General features: G+C 53.3%; 13 protein-coding genes. 10 read left to right on the top strand and 3 right to left on the bottom strand.

All coding sequences use genetic code 11. The annotated features are described in order from the left end of the window. Positions 1-121: 121 nt before the first annotated feature. The 5 genes from NYE24_RS16925 to NYE24_RS16905 all read left to right on the top strand — a co-directional run bounded on the left by NYE24_RS16925 (position 122) and on the right by NYE24_RS16905 (position 4,434). Positions 122-589 carry a type II secretion system protein gene (locus tag NYE24_RS16925; protein ID WP_342479150.1) on the top strand — a complete coding sequence of 156 codons (468 nt, stop codon included), beginning with the start codon at positions 122-124 and terminating at the stop codon, positions 587-589. Between the two features lie 79 nt (positions 590-668). After that, on the top strand, positions 669-1,418 hold the full coding sequence (locus tag NYE24_RS16920; RefSeq protein WP_342479149.1) for a prepilin peptidase: 750 nt from the start codon (positions 669-671) through the stop codon (positions 1,416-1,418). A 15-nt stretch (positions 1,419-1,433) separates the two neighbouring features. Beyond that, complete coding sequence (pilM, locus tag NYE24_RS16915) at positions 1,434-3,065, top strand: pilus assembly protein PilM (protein ID WP_342479148.1); 1,632 nt, start codon at positions 1,434-1,436, stop codon at positions 3,063-3,065. After that, positions 3,049-3,633 (top strand): type 4a pilus biogenesis protein PilO, encoded by a 585-nt coding sequence (pilO, locus tag NYE24_RS16910; RefSeq protein WP_342479147.1) that lies wholly within the window; start codon positions 3,049-3,051, stop codon positions 3,631-3,633. The genes pilM and pilO overlap by 17 nt, the downstream gene beginning before the upstream one ends. 195 nt (positions 3,634-3,828) lie before the next feature. Next, positions 3,829-4,434, top strand: a complete 606-nt coding sequence (locus tag NYE24_RS16905) for a DL-endopeptidase inhibitor IseA family protein (protein WP_084648908.1) — start codon at positions 3,829-3,831, stop codon at positions 4,432-4,434. A 111-nt stretch (positions 4,435-4,545) separates the two neighbouring features. On the opposite strand, the gene NYE24_RS16900 is transcribed toward NYE24_RS16905, so the two are convergent. Next, positions 4,546-5,973: a VanW family protein gene (locus NYE24_RS16900; RefSeq protein WP_342479146.1), complete on the bottom strand. Its 1,428-nt coding sequence runs from the start codon at positions 5,971-5,973 to the stop codon at positions 4,546-4,548. 189 nt (positions 5,974-6,162) lie between these two features. Here NYE24_RS16900 and ftsE point away from each other — a divergent pair, with 189 nt between their 5' ends. The 5 genes from ftsE (at position 6,163) to NYE24_RS16875 (ending at position 12,146) form a co-directional block, all read left to right on the top strand. Beyond that, entirely contained in the window at positions 6,163-6,849 is a 687-nt protein-coding gene (ftsE, locus tag NYE24_RS16895) for a cell division ATP-binding protein FtsE (RefSeq protein ID WP_036694710.1), read from the top strand. Then, complete coding sequence (ftsX, locus tag NYE24_RS16890) at positions 6,839-7,753, top strand: permease-like cell division protein FtsX (RefSeq protein WP_342479145.1); 915 nt, start codon at positions 6,839-6,841, stop codon at positions 7,751-7,753. Before ftsE ends, ftsX begins: the two co-directional genes overlap by 11 nt. Positions 7,754-7,796: 43 nt before the next feature. Further along, a complete protein-coding gene (locus NYE24_RS16885; protein WP_036694714.1) occupies positions 7,797-9,113 on the top strand; it encodes a M23 family metallopeptidase in 1,317 nt (438 codons plus the stop codon). 143 nt (positions 9,114-9,256) lie between these two features. After that, positions 9,257-10,723 (top strand): S41 family peptidase, encoded by a 1,467-nt coding sequence (locus NYE24_RS16880; RefSeq protein ID WP_036694715.1) that lies wholly within the window; start codon positions 9,257-9,259, stop codon positions 10,721-10,723. Positions 10,724-10,823: 100 nt separating this feature from the next. Beyond that, positions 10,824-12,146 (top strand): PDZ domain-containing protein, encoded by a 1,323-nt coding sequence (locus tag NYE24_RS16875; protein WP_342479144.1) that lies wholly within the window; start codon positions 10,824-10,826, stop codon positions 12,144-12,146. Between the two features lie 347 nt (positions 12,147-12,493). Here the strand turns inward: NYE24_RS16875 and NYE24_RS16870 are convergent, their stop codons facing one another. Both NYE24_RS16870 and NYE24_RS16865 read right to left on the bottom strand, forming a co-directional pair. Continuing rightward, entirely contained in the window at positions 12,494-13,153 is a 660-nt protein-coding gene (locus NYE24_RS16870) for a response regulator transcription factor (protein WP_076161271.1), read from the bottom strand. A gap of 35 nt (positions 13,154-13,188) precedes the next feature. Next, positions 13,189-14,352, bottom strand: coding sequence for a sensor histidine kinase (locus NYE24_RS16865; RefSeq protein WP_342479143.1), 1,164 nt, complete (start codon positions 14,350-14,352; stop codon positions 13,189-13,191). Between the last annotated feature and the right edge of the window lie 19 nt (positions 14,353-14,371).

Here is a 14,371-nt window from a genome sequence, read left to right as displayed (position 1 = left end):
GAGAGGGGTGACGCCGGACAGACGGCGTGAAGGCCGAAGCAAGGCAGCGGGAAAGTAGCAATACAGGATTTAATTTCTGTTGGAAAATATCACACACTACTAATTTCAAGGGGGACACGAAATGTTAGCACAGGCAATGAAGAGAAGACTTAGCAAGGAGGAGAATCAGAAAGGGTTTACGCTGATTGAGTTATTGGCGGTTATTGTTATTTTGGGGATTATTGCGGTTATTGCAATTCCTTTGATTGGTGGAATTATTGATAGATCAAAAGAAGATTCTGATGTGGCTACTGCGAGACAACTTTATGAAGCAGCTCGTCTATATGTCATTGGCGAAGGAAATGGAGATTTTACAGGAACTACTGTAACTTTGGCTCAACTTAGAGCTGGCCACTATATAGAATCAAACATGTATCTTCCAAGTACTAAGGCCCCAATCACTGCCGCTAACATCGTTTTTGGAACAAATGGAGAACTTGATTCTGTAGATATTACCCCCATATCTGAAGCGGCAGATACAAGCGGCACATTTACTCCGCAGCAAGTACTTAGTTCTGAGCCTTCACCATCTACTGCTACCACTCCTTAATATAATCTTAATTGTTATTCTTGGAATCGGAATTATTCCGATTCCTTTTTTAAAATCCCCGAAAGGCACAAAACTTACTATGGCTATATTTATCGGGATATATGTAACTTTACTAGGCCTAACTGTAGGGTCGTTCTTGAATGTAGTAGGATTACGGATTCCTGCAGGAGAGTCTTTGCTGCATCCGCCATCGAAATGTCCTAAATGCGGTGCAAGACTTAAGTCACTGGATCTAATCCCGGTTCTCAGTTATTTATTAGCACGAGGGAAGTGCCGGCATTGTGGTACCCGGGTGTCGCCCGTATATCCGTTTGGAGAAGCAATAACGGGAGTATTGTTTCTGGTGATGTATCTGAAATTCGGACCTACGTTTGAAGGGATTACCGGAATGCTGCTAGTCTGCTTGTCGGTTACTATTACGGTCTCTGATATACGATATATGCTAATTCCGGATAAAGTGCTGCTATTTTTTGCACCACTCTTCCTGCTGTTGGTTCCTTTTATGGCAGATGTCCCGCTATGGCATCACTTGCTTGGTGCTTTAAGCGGTGGAGGGGTTCTGTTTCTGCTGGCACTGTTCGGAGGTATGGGGATCGGGGATGTTAAACTCTTTGCACTACTGGGCTGGGTTATAGGCTGGCCGAATGTTATTTTGGCATTTCTAATAGCTTGCTCATTGGGGGCAGCTGTTGGCGGCATCTTGCAGCTCTTCGGTACTATCCAGCGCAGGCAGCCTGTACCGTTCGGTCCTTTCCTGGCTCTGGGCGCACTCCTTTCATTCCTGTTCGGCCCAGACATCATCAGTGCATATCTTTCGTTTATCGGTTAGGGGGAACATCATCGGATGATGGGATTAGGTCAACAAGCAGTCGGGATTTCCATAGAGGAATCCGCTATCCGCTGCGTCAGCTTGAAGAAGAATAAAACATGGGAAGTACGCAAGAAAAAGGTGCTTCCATTACATCTGGGAATAATCGTCGAGAATCAGATTGCTGATGGGGAGTCTCTGCTGGATATTCTTAAGCCCTGGGTTAAGAAGCAAGGCCTTCGCGGATCTAAGGTATCCTTAGCCATCCCGCCTGCTCAAATCATAATCCGTAAAATGAGTATTCCCAGCACAAATGAGAAGCAACTGGAGCAGCTTGTGAAGCTTGAGGTGGAGACCGGACTGCATTTGCCTTTTGAAAATCCGGTATACGACTATGTAACTACTAGTGTTGATGAAGACCAAAGCCACCTGCTGGTATTTGCAGCACCGCGTAAGCCGATTCAGGATTATATTGATATATTGGAAGCTGCGGGCTTACGGGTGAATAGTATCGAAATTTCGGCAACAGCGTTAGCCCGAAGTATTATGCTAAGTCAAGGTCAAACCTTTGCAGAGACGATGCTGATCCATCTGGAGCATTCACTGCTGGATATTTATATGTTTCGTGAGGGGAATCCTGTCTTCATCCGAACTATTAATGTCGCGGATCTTCAAGCAGGCAGGACAGAACTGATGGGTGTTCCCGGGCGGGAAGAGATCTCTTACAGGTCAGAGGTAGCTGCTGCTTATGAGAGTACAGAGGAGCGTTTGTCGCCTGAGCAGATGCTGGAGATTACGGCGGAAATCTCACGGATGTTGAATTTCTACCAGTATAGTCTTCATGACGGAAGTACACGAATCAGCAACATTCTGATTACAGGAACACCTGGTATACGCAGTCAACTACATGAGGAATTGAGCCAGTCTTTAGCCGAGCAGGAGATCATTCCTCTGAGTCTGGATCAGCTTGAGGCCAGCGCGCCGAGAAGCCAGGATCAGCAGTTAAACAGCTACCGGATAGCTACCGGAGCTGCATTAGGCTATGGCGGAAAGCATATTAATCTTTTGCCGCGAGAAGACCGCGAAGCCATGCTGTTTCCTTATCTGGTCATTGCACTCGTTGGCATTTGGCTGCTGGGTATGGTGGGGACCGGGATCTTTTATACAGCTAATAAGGGACAGATTAGCAATCAGTCTGAGGAAATTCAGGGTCTGAAGGACCGGGGTGAACTACTTCAGCTGGAACTCGCCAAGGCTAATAATGGAGGTTCAGGTAAGTTCGACCGTAAGACTGCCGTTGAAGAGATTCTAAAGTATAAACAGAATATCGTTCCTATATTAAACGAGCTTGCATCTGGACTGCCGCAAGGGGCATCGTTTAATAGCATCGGCTATACGTTCCAAAATTCTATTGATCTGACAGTGAGGCTGTCCAAAATGGAAGATGCGGCCAAATATCTGGCTGAATTGCGTAAAATGTCCTTCACTGTAGATGTCCTTGTTCAAAAATTATCTGAGGGAGATTTATCTGGCAACCTGCAATCTCCTGTTACTCTAAAAAGCTACTATACAGCGAATTACCATGTTAACTTGGTCAAAGACCGGCTGCAAGAATCTGCTGCTTCTACAAACCCGGGGGAGGCGGATGAGCATGGAACAAATCAATAAATATCGTTCACCAATTGTGCTTGGGGTTCTTGTTTTGTTTCTGCTATTGTTCGCTTTCTTCTTGCTAGGATTTCAACCTACAACTAGTAAGATTACAGAGCAGGAATCAGAGATGTCGCAGTTGGAACAACAGAACCGACTCATCGAGAACAAAATACAAGAGTTTAATACTTCAACGGCTGATAACGGTGCACAGGATGAGCTTCTAGCCAAGCTTCCACGAGGAGACAATAGTGAACAGTTAATTATTGACTTACGAACTATTGGAACAATGACCAATGCCAGATTGAAAGATGTCGGCTTTGCGTTGGAGGACAACAACCAAGCTCAGGTTACGATGGGGACATCCGAAGCTGCATTTCCAGAAGTGAAAACAGTGAAGATGGATGCATTGGTAGAAGGAACTTATAGCAATGTCCTGAGCTGGATGAATGCACTACAGCTTCTGCCGCGTATTATAAATGTGGACTCATTCAGCTTCCAGCACTCTAGTAATTCCAAAAATATGATTTCAGCCAGTATTACTTTCACAGCATACTATGAGAAGTCAAAGGATACCGCCGAATAATCCTCCCCCCAACTCTGCCCCTCCATTTACACGGAAGGCAGAGTTTTTTTACGCTTTCCCCCCATTACCCGTTTATACCCCGGGGTGGTTTGGGTATTACAGGTTACGGGCTATTGTAAGGTATAGAGTACTTATCGCAGCAGCTTAGTCTGGGGCAGGCTTCGGACTACCACACAGGAATATGAGGAGGCGTTCATGATGAACAAAAAATGGATGATCGGTTCACTGGCATTATCACTGGGTCTTGTCTCTGCAGGGGGCGGAGCGCTTGCGGCTTCACCGGTGGCAAGTATTGAGGGCGTAAGGACGGTTGCGGCGTCTGCACCGGGCAAGGAAGGGCCGGCTACCATTAACAATCTCACTGAACGGAGCGTTGTTCCCTTGGTGGTTCATGCCAAGAAGCTATATACGTATGCCAGCCGGGGAGGCAATGTATTCAGCCCGGAGTTGTTCACTTATAAAGCACAGGAGTACCGCTATCTGTCGAGCGATCTGAGCTCGAAGCAGCAGCTGATGAGCTATATCAAGAAGGGGTTCACGCATAATGCGGCCGCCTTCTATGCACAGACACAGTTCCTGGAGCATGAGGGCCGCATGGCACAGGTCAATTCCGATCTGGGCAACTCGCTGGATTTCACCAGAGCAACTGCACGGATGGTCTCCAAGACTGCACAGGCGGCAGTGTTCGAGCTGACTGTACCTGCGGAAGGAGCGAACGGGTCTTCCGAAGTAGTAACAGTGAAGCTGAAGAAGGTGAGCGGCTACTGGAGAATTGACATGTCGCCGGATACTCTTTTCTAAGCAGCGGCTTCAGGCTCAGTCTAGCGCTTCATAAAATAACGGCTGTGCCGACCTTGTCACAAGGCGGGCACAGCCGTTTCTGTTTGCTCATACATTTCAGGGAACCGGACGTTACCGAACCTTCACTCCGTCCTCGACCAGCTGTCTGCGCGGGGATTCAGGTTGATCGGATTTGCTCATCCCGCCGCGGTTGATGGCGATGACACGTTTCTGGGCGTAATAGGTATCGCGGGAGAGCAGATTTCTCTCTACCGCTGTACCATCCACATGGCGGGTAATGTAAGTTTCAACTACATAGCCGGTTTTTCCGGCAAGCAGTACCCGGGTTCCGCCCTTGGGGAGCGAATTATCGCTCACATATTTATCCGTGGGGGGCAGCACCTCGACGGTTCTGGATTCAATGGAATAGGTGACGTTCTTCGGGAACGTGCCGAACAGCTTGATGGTCAGCGTGCGCCCCTGGACTTCGGACTTGATGATCAGATATTTGCCGGTGTTGTTGCGGAAGCGAAAATTGATATACCCCTCGGCAAAAGTGGCGTCCTGCCCCTTCGGTAGATAGCTGACCGGAAGCGAGTGGTTGCGCCGTTCTACGATCTCCAGCCCAGAGCGCAGCGCGGCATTATACAGGGTGCTGGAGACCTGGCAGATCCCCCCGCCGGTACCGGGCTGGAGCTTGCCGTTCACGATGACCGGGGCTTCGCGGAAGCCGTATTCGGTCTGGGCCTTCTGGATCGCTTTTCCGTAATCAAAAACCGCATTCGGCGGCAGCACCGTGCCGTTCACGGCTTTGGCGGCGGCCTCTACATTGAAGCTGCGCCCGGGGCCGCTGGCCCCGAGGGAGGTGCTGAACTGGACGATTTTGCGGTCGATGCCCTGATCCTTAAGCGCCTGTAGCGTGATCTTCGGCTGCTTGACAGCAAGGGGAACCTCCAGCTGAATTTGCTGATCCTGAAGTGTGCCGTCAGCGGCTAACCGGGTGGGCACTGCCGCCTGCACCGCAAGCTCCAGCGCCTGCCAGTCCACCTCGTAGGAGGATGTGCCTGGCGTATATACGACCCGGTCATCTCCGGTGATCTGCCGGACCGCATCGACCGGAACGCCGAAGGATTCTTTTTCCCACTCGGGATTCAAGAGACTCCTGAGCTGCGCAGTCTGCAGCTGAATCTCCATATTCCAGCTGCCGGACCAGCTGCGCCGGGCTTGTACCCGCTCCATCAGCGTGCCGTCCGTCAGCGTTTTCAGCGCCTTGAGGAAATCCCCGGCTTCATAGGTCACACCTGCCTGCTTAAGGGTAACCTTGCGTCCGGCGTTATTTTTTGCCTTCAGCATGAGTGGAGTAGCTTCCAGCGCCTGAAGTCTTGCATCCATTCCGGCTGCTACATCAGCGATGTTCATTCCGCCAATCTCCCAGCCTGCGATAGCGGTATTTGCGGGCAGGGTAGGCTGGCTGCCGTATAGATGAAGCCCTCCGGCAGCCAGCGAACCGGCCAGCATCAGACCGAAACCCGCGATGAGAGCGGCGTGTATTTTTTTCATAAGTAATCTCTCCTTCTATGGGGCAAAACCTGATGTTTTTATGTATATGTAAGGATTCGGTAAAACTTTCGGGTACTCAAGGGGTTATGGATTTGTTACAATAGATACGCCTGCGATAATCATGCAGTTTATGGAAGCTCCCCCGGCCCAGTAGCCCGGCGGAAGATGTCAGAATCGGGAAGTGAGAAAATGATTGAGATGCAGGATGTATGGAAGACCTATGCTAACGGGACCCATGCATTGCAAGGAATATCCGTCAAAATCGACCGCAATGAGTTCGTCTACATTGTCGGACCGTCCGGCGCAGGTAAATCAACGTTCATGAAATTAATTTATAGAGAAGAAACGCCAACCAAAGGACAGATCTCCGTAGGCGGGTTCAATATCGGCAAGCTGAAGCCCCGTAAGATCCCTTATGTGCGCCGCAATATCGGTGTGGTCTTTCAGGATTTCCGGCTGCTGCCGAAGATGACGGCGTATGAGAATGTGGCTTTTGCGATGGATGTTATTGAGGCACCGAAGAAGATTATCAAGAAGCGTGTGAATGAAGTGCTCGATCTGGTGGGACTGCGCAGCAAGGCGGGGCGTGAGCCCTCACAGCTCTCAGGGGGAGAGCAGCAGCGGATCGCGATTGCCAGAGCTATTGTCAACAACCCTGCCGTTATTATTGCGGACGAGCCTACCGGCAATCTGGACCCGGAGACCTCATGGGGCATTATGCAGCTGCTGGATGAGATTAATTTTCGCGGCACCACGATCGTTATGGCGACCCACAACCGGGATATTGTGAACAAAATGCGCAAACGGGTGCTTGCGATTGAGAATGGAACGATCGTCAGAGACCAATTGAGAGGGGAATACGGTTATGAGTTTTAAAACCTTCTTGCGGCATTTGCGGGAAGGCTTCAAAAACGTATTCCGCAACGGCTGGATGTCGGTGGCGTCCATCACTTCCATCGTTGTCTCTCTCTTCGTACTCGGAGTGTTCATCCTGCTGGTGCTCAACGTCAATCAAATTGCGGACAAAGCAGACAGCCAGGTGCAGATCAATGTGCATCTGACGCTGAATACGGACCAGAAGATGCGGGAGAATCTGGAAAACGAAATCGGCAATATGCCGGAAGTCAGCAAGGTGGAGTTCGTCTCCAAAGAACAGGGCTTGAAGGAATTCCGTGAAGATATGGGGCCGGATGCCGCTGAGCTCCTGGAAGGATTCGATGAAGACAATAATCCGCTGCCGGACAAGCTGCTCGTTGAAGTCATTGAGCCGACCACAGTTCCGTTTGTAGCGGAGAAGATAGAAGCACTGAACAAGACGCATGAAGAGCAGCCAATCTACAAGGTGAACTACGGTAAAGGCTCTGTGGAGACTTTATTCAAGGTGACCAAGGCGGTACGGAATATCGGGTTTATTTTTGTAGCGGGACTGGCGCTGATGTCGATGTTCCTGATCTCGAATACCATCCGGGTAACGATTCTGGCCCGCCGCAAGGAAATCGGCATTATGAAGCTCGTGGGCGCTACGAATTATTTCATCCGCTGGCCCTTCTTTATCGAAGGTGCTCTGATTGGATTGATTGGTTCAGTGGTAACCTCGGGTGCCCTCTACGCCGGTTATAGCAGTCTGGTGTCTTCCGTGAAGGGAGATCCGATGCTGGGGCTGCAACTCATTCCATTTGAGAATATCTGGTTGCTGCTATGCGGGCTGCTGGTGGGCCTCGGGGTACTGATTGGCGTATGGGGCAGCACGGTGTCGATCCGCAAGTTCTTGAAGGTATAACCTGTATGATTCTTATATTTGAACAAAGGACGGAGAGTGCAAGTTGAAGAAGATTGCTGCCGGAATGGCCGTAATATTGCTGGCTGTCACAATGTTCGGGCCCTCTGACGGATATGCGAAGAAAACAAGTGTTGCCGAAATCGATAAGCAGCTGAAGCAGCTGCAGCAGGAGGTCCAGGCGGCCAAGGCGGCGCAGGATAAGGCGGACTCCCGTAACCAGGAGGCTAAGCATTATAGGAATAAGACCACGCTGAACCTGGACTACGTACTGGGGCAGATTACACAGGTGAAGGGCGAGATGACCACAATATCCGGCAAAATTGCCAGCACGGAGAAGTCGCTTACCGTGACGGCAACAGAGCTGGATGAGGCGGAGGCGCGCGTTGCCTCCCGCGAAAAACTGCTGGAATCCCGCGTCCGTCTGATGTACACGGATGGCGCAGTCTCCTATCTGGATGTGCTGCTGTCCTCGACCAGCTTCTCCGACTTCCTGGACCGGGCCGATTCCCTGAAGATGATCGTGGATCAGGATCAGGATCTGCTGGTGCAGCATAAGCTGGACAAGCAGACGGTGATTGCCAAGAAGCAGGAGCTGGAAGGGCAATATGCCACGGCGAAGCAGCTGTATACCGACCTGGAAGCCCAGCGCAGTATGCTGAAGGAGAAGGAAGCGGAGAAGCAGGAGCTTATCGCTTATTATGATGAGGAGATTCAGAATTCGGAGGTTATCTCTGCTGAACAGGATGCCAAGCTGGTAGAACTGGCCAGCAGCCGCTCCGTGCTGGAAGCGCAGAAGGACAAGATTAAGGCGGAGGAAGCGGCGCGCAGAGCGGCTGCAGCGAAGGCTGAGGCGCAGCGCCGGGCGGCGTTAGCCGCAGCCAAGGCGGCGGAGAAGGCGAAAGCCGCGAAGTCTTCCGGCGGCGACAGCTCCTCCTTTGCGAGCGTAGAGGAATATTCCGGTGGAGATGGTCCTTATCTGCGGCCGGTGGGCTACGCGCGGATCTCCTCTCCTTTTGGCTACCGGACCCATCCGGTGACGCATGAAGTCGGCAAGCTGCATACCGGTGTGGACTTTGCCGTGCCGCAGGGTACGAGTATTCACGCAGCGGATTCCGGTACAGTGCTGGTTGCGCAGTGGTACAGCGGTTATGGTTATTGTGTCATTATCGATCATGGCGGCGGGGTATGGACGCTGTACGGACATATCCGCGAGGGCGGTATCAAGGTGAGCCAGGGACAACGGGTGGAGCGCGGGCAGAAGATTGCCGAATCCGGGTCTACCGGACGTTCGACCGGCCCGCATCTGCATTTTGAAGTGCGGATCAACGGGACAGCGGTGAATCCTATGCCTTATCTGTAAGCAGACTGAGTCTGAAAAATCCAATTTTTGCTGAACTGATAAATATATTTTCGTGCTGCGGCATATACTGGAAGAGATGCCGTTTCTCATGGAACGGGCCCATGCTGGTGTTAAGATGGACAAGAAGGGACGGTGGGAACATCATGTTAAAGAAAAGCACTGCGGCCTTTATGATCGTCGCGGCACTGCTGTGCGGCAGTCTGCTGACCCTGGGCGTGACCGGTTATGTGCAGGTATTCGGACAAGCCGCAGGTGAAGGGCTGGCGACGGTCCTGCAGACTGCCGGACTACAGGAGAAGGAATCGAAGAAGCTGGGTACCGCTCTTAGCCTGATCGAGAGCAATTATTATGAGAAGGTCGACCGGGAGAAGCTGATTGACGGTGCGGTCAACGGAATGATGGAAGCACTGGGCGACCCGTATTCCAACTACATGGGCAAGGAGACGGCACAGCGGTTCGAGGAGAGCATCGAAGGCTCCTTCTCGGGGATAGGCGCTGAAGTCTCCTCTGACAACGGCAAGGTCGTTGTTGTCTCCCCGATCAAGGGCTCACCTGCAGAGAAGGCGGGCATTCAAGCCAAGGATGTGATCCTCTCCGTGAACGGTGAATCGCTGGAAGGGCTGGAGTTGAATGCAGCTGTAGCCAAAATCCGCGGTCCCAAGGGCAGCAAGGCGACCCTGAAGGTTCAGCGGACCGGAACAGCAGAGCCGCTGCAATTCGCCATCACCCGTGATGATGTCAGACTGGAGACGGTCTATGCGAAGATGGAGAAGGAGCATGTTGGTGTGATCGAGGTTACGCAGTTCTCACAGAACACCTCGGAGCGGTTCAAGGAAGAATTGACGAAGCTGGAGAAGCAAGGCATGAAGGGACTTGTTATTGATGTCCGCAATGACCCGGGCGGTGTGCTGCCGGTCGTCATTGAGATGGTCGAGCAGTTCGTACCGTCCGGCAAAGCCATCGTGCAGGTGGAGGATAAGAACAAGCGGCGCGAGATCAGCACCTCGAAGGGGTCGAGCAAGAAGTATCCGGTAGTCGTGCTGATGAATAAAGGCAGCGCGAGCGCTTCGGAGATCATGGCCGGAGCCCTGCAGCAATCGGCCGGAGCCAAGCTGATCGGAGAGAATTCATTCGGCAAGGGAACCGTACAGACCAGCTTCGAGGAGCAACTCGGTGACGGAAGCCTGCTGAAGATTACGATTGCCAAGTGGCTGACGCCTGACGGCACCTGGATTCACGGCAAGGGTATTAAGCCCGATATCGCCGTAGCCCAACCGGATTACTTCTCGGTGGCGCCGATTAACAAGAGCGTTACGCTGCAATATAATATGAACAGTGCAGATGTCAAAAGTGCGCAGACTATGCTGGATGGACTAGGCTACAAGCCGGGCCGCAAGGACGGCTACTTCGATGCCGGGACCAAAGAAGCGGTCAAGAAATTCCAGAGCGCAGCCAAGCTGAAGTCGACAGGCTCGATTGACGCCAAGACCGCGGAAGCGCTGGAACTGGCGCTGATCAAGGTCATCCAAGATCCGGTGAATGACAATCAGCGGAATAAGGGGATCGAAGAGATTCAGAAGGAAATCAAGGCTGCAGCGTCGAAAAAGTAAGAAGGCTGATTTCAGCCTTCTTTTTTCTTTTAAAAGATAAGAATGTATATGCTTCGCGCTATAATTATCCTCTAGGCTATGAAAAGGAGTGTGCGAACCGTTGAATGTACTCCTGGAGCTGCTGACCAGCTTAGGTACAGCAGTCCTACATCTGCTGATTCAGCCCTATTACTATATCGCTATTCTATTTATTGCCCTATATTACCGCAGACAGGTAGCCCTCGAGCGGAAGCTTATTCATGTGAAGCTGCATAGCTGGGGACCGGAGACCTGGCGGACCGTCTGGACCGGCGGCCTCATGGGGCTGCTTGTCTCCCTTGCCGCAGTTGCACTGGGAGTCTCGGTGACCTATACGGCTGTAGCCTGTATCTGGGTGGTCAGCCTTGTCTTAATGCTGTTTCGGGTGCGTTACTTATGCTTTGCGTATGCCATAGGCGTGCTTGGAATTGTGCAGTTTGTACTGTCGTTCTTCCCGGAGACGCTGCAGAGCGGAGCCGCCGGAACGGTTGCCGGTGCCGTGAGGGAGATGGATATCCCCGCACTGCTGGCGCTGGCCGCGCTGCTTCACGTGGCCGAGGCGCTGCTGGCTCGCTGGCAGGGGCCCCGGCTGGCGACGCCGCTGTTCCTTGCCGGCAAGCGCGGCAAGGTGGTGGGCGGCTACCAGCTGCAGGCCTTCTGGCCGCTGCCGCTGTTCGTGCTGATTCCCGCAGGCAGCGGAATCGGTGAACTGCCGTGGCATCCGCTGCTGGGCGGGGGCCTCGGCCTGGTCTCGCTGCCGGTCATCATCGGCTTCAGCGAGATGACCCAGGGCATGCTGCCCGGACGCAAGGCGGCCCGGACGTTCGGACGGCTGCTGATCTACAGCGCCGTCCTGCTCGGCCTCAGCCTGCTTGCGGACCTATGGAGCCCGCTGACGGTTGTCGCGGCGCTCGCGGCCATTCTGCTGCACGAAGGGTTAAGCTGGTACAGCGCTCTGGAGGAGCGCAGCCTTAGCCCCGTCTTCGTGCATCCCCCGGCCGGCCGTAAGGTGCTGGCCGTGCTGCAGGGCAGCCCCGCGCAGGAGCTGGGCATCCTGCCCGGCGAGATCCTGCTGAAGGTCAACGGGGTCCTGTTGACCAGCGCGGCGCAGCTGCATGAGGCGCTGCGCATGAACCCCGCGTTCTGCAAGCTGGAGGTGCAGAACCGCGAAGGCGAGAGCAAATATCTGCAGCGTGCGATCTATGCCGGGGACCATCATCAGCTCGGCATCATTCTGGTGCCGGACCCGGACGGGGGTATCACCGCAGAGATGAAGCCGTCCAGCATCTTCAGCATCATCGGGATGCGCACAGGCATCCGGCAGCGGGGAGTGCAGGCGGATCGGCTAGGCCGGGCGAAGAAGACGCCGCCGGCAGAGGCCAAGCAGGAATCTGCTGGTGTCTGACGGTGTCTGACTGTAGATTACCAACGTAATTAGTTTCCCCAGTGACTGCTGGCGCGGAAGGTTAAAGAGGCCCGTTCTTTCTGAACTAAGTTCAGGTGGAACGGGCCTCTTATATTTATAGTTGTTAAGGGAGTGGTGTGAGGTACCTGGAATGTAATCGAAAAACCGACCACATTTGGACGGGGTGAATCGCACTAAGCACCGGAATTCCTGCAAATGATGCAACAATGTACCATAGCCAGTAACATTTATAGAGGAATCCTGTAAAATGTGCAACAATGCGGCTCCAGACAAGCAGTCCGTGAGAGGAAACGCTCAGAATTGGCGAGAGATAGCATTTCCGTGGCTTAATGATTCCCCTGCGTACTCTTCAGGTACAGAATCGCAATCTGTGTCCGGTCGCGTACGCCGAGCTTGCTGAGGATGTCGGTGATATAGTTTTTGACGGTGCCTTCGCTCAGGAACAGTTTGGCGGCGATTTCCTTGTTGGTGAGTCCCTCTGCGATGGAGGTGACCACTGCCTGCTCAGACTTGGTCAGTCCATAGGAAGCAAACGGCTGAGCCACTGGAGCTTCCTGACGCGCCGACGGTTGGAGGAAGCCCGCCAGCTTGCGGGCGATCTCGGGATGAATGAGCATATTGCCCTCATGTACAGTCTTGATGCCTTGAATGATCCGGTCCGGCGGGATGTTCTTGAGCAGATATCCGCTGGCTCCGGCGCGCAGAGCCTCAATAATATACTCGTCATCATCGAAGGTGGTCAGCATCAGGACGGCCACTGCCGGATAAGCTTCTTTGATCAGTCGTGTACCTTCCACCCCGTCACATCCCGGCATCCGGATGTCCATGAGTACAACATCCGCTCCGCCGGGCTCCCCCAGCAAGGAGAGAGCCTCCCGGCCATCCCCTGCGGTTCCCGCGACCTCGATACCGGCATCCAGCCCGATTAAGACCTTCAGGCTCTCGCGGATAAAAGAATCGTCGTCAACAATCAATACTCTAATCATGCTTCGGCACCTCTTATCTTTGAGTATATCTCCATTCAGCGCGGCGCTTCCTCCGGCTGCCGATACACCGGCAGCCGGGTAATAACCGTGAACTGCGGCTGCAGCCGAAGCTCCAGCGTTCCGCCCAACATGGCACAGCGCTCGCTCATGCCCGTCAGGCCCATCCCGCTGCTGCCCGGCAGACGGCCCAGCGGGTCTGCTTCCGGCAGCTTCCCGTTATTGCCGGTCTCCATCCGCACCTCATGCTCCGTATAGGTGACCTCCACCCATACGGAGCTGGCTTGACCGTGCCGCAGTGCATTGGTGATGGCCTCCCGGGCATTGGTGTACAGCACAACCTGCAGGCTCGGATAGAGCGGATAAGGAATCCCTTGCACCGTATAGGTGGTGGCAATCCCGGTATCGCGGCCCACCTCTTCCAGCAGCCGGTCCAGCGCATGCGCCCCTTCAAGCTGGGGAGTATGGTTAATCCGCTTCAGCGCAGTACGCATATCGTCCATACTGCCCGAGAGCTGGTCCCGGATCTGGTTCATCATCTTCAGTCCCGATTCCGGTGCGGCAGGAAGGGTGTGAATGGCCGCTTCAGTCATCATCTTGACCCGGATCAGCCGGTGACCGATGTCGTCATGCAGCTGGCGGGCAATCCGCACCCGTTCATCGGCCTGCGCGGCCACCTCTATGTGTGAGGTGAACTGGAGCAGCCTAGCGCGGGCCTCTTCCAGCTCGAAATGCTTTTTGCGCAGCTCATCATAGAGGAATAAGGTATCGGTACGCACGCGCCCTGCCCGGAGCAGCAGCAGATTCAAGCCGGCACACAGCAGAAAGGTAAGATTCGTGAACACGAGCACTGCCGGAGCAGTATGAAGCAGCGCGGCATTCAACAGGGCCAGATGAATACAGAAGAAGGTAAGAGCCGTATTCTTGGGCTGCCGCCGGGTATAGGAGATCACCGCAGACAAGGCCGGAAAAACCATCAGCGGACCGTATTCATAACAAAGCCAGGCGGTGAGGATCAGTTCCATGCCTCCGGTCAGTGTGGCGAGAGATCTGGATGGCCTTGCACCCAGTATGACCAGCAGCATCAGCAGCATGAAATGCAGAGTGAACCCGTCATAGTCGGCGAATTCATAGACTTGAATCGAGAGGATCGCCGGGATTATAAGCAGGCTGTAGCGCAGCAGTATCAGTTCTCTGGTCAAGTAAGCTCATCCTTTTAAA

The organism is Paenibacillus sp. FSL H7-0350, assembly GCF_038593195.1.
Lineage (GTDB): Bacteria > Bacillota > Bacilli > Paenibacillales > Paenibacillaceae > Paenibacillus_AQ.
This window is presented reverse-complemented; position numbering and strand designations above follow the sequence as displayed.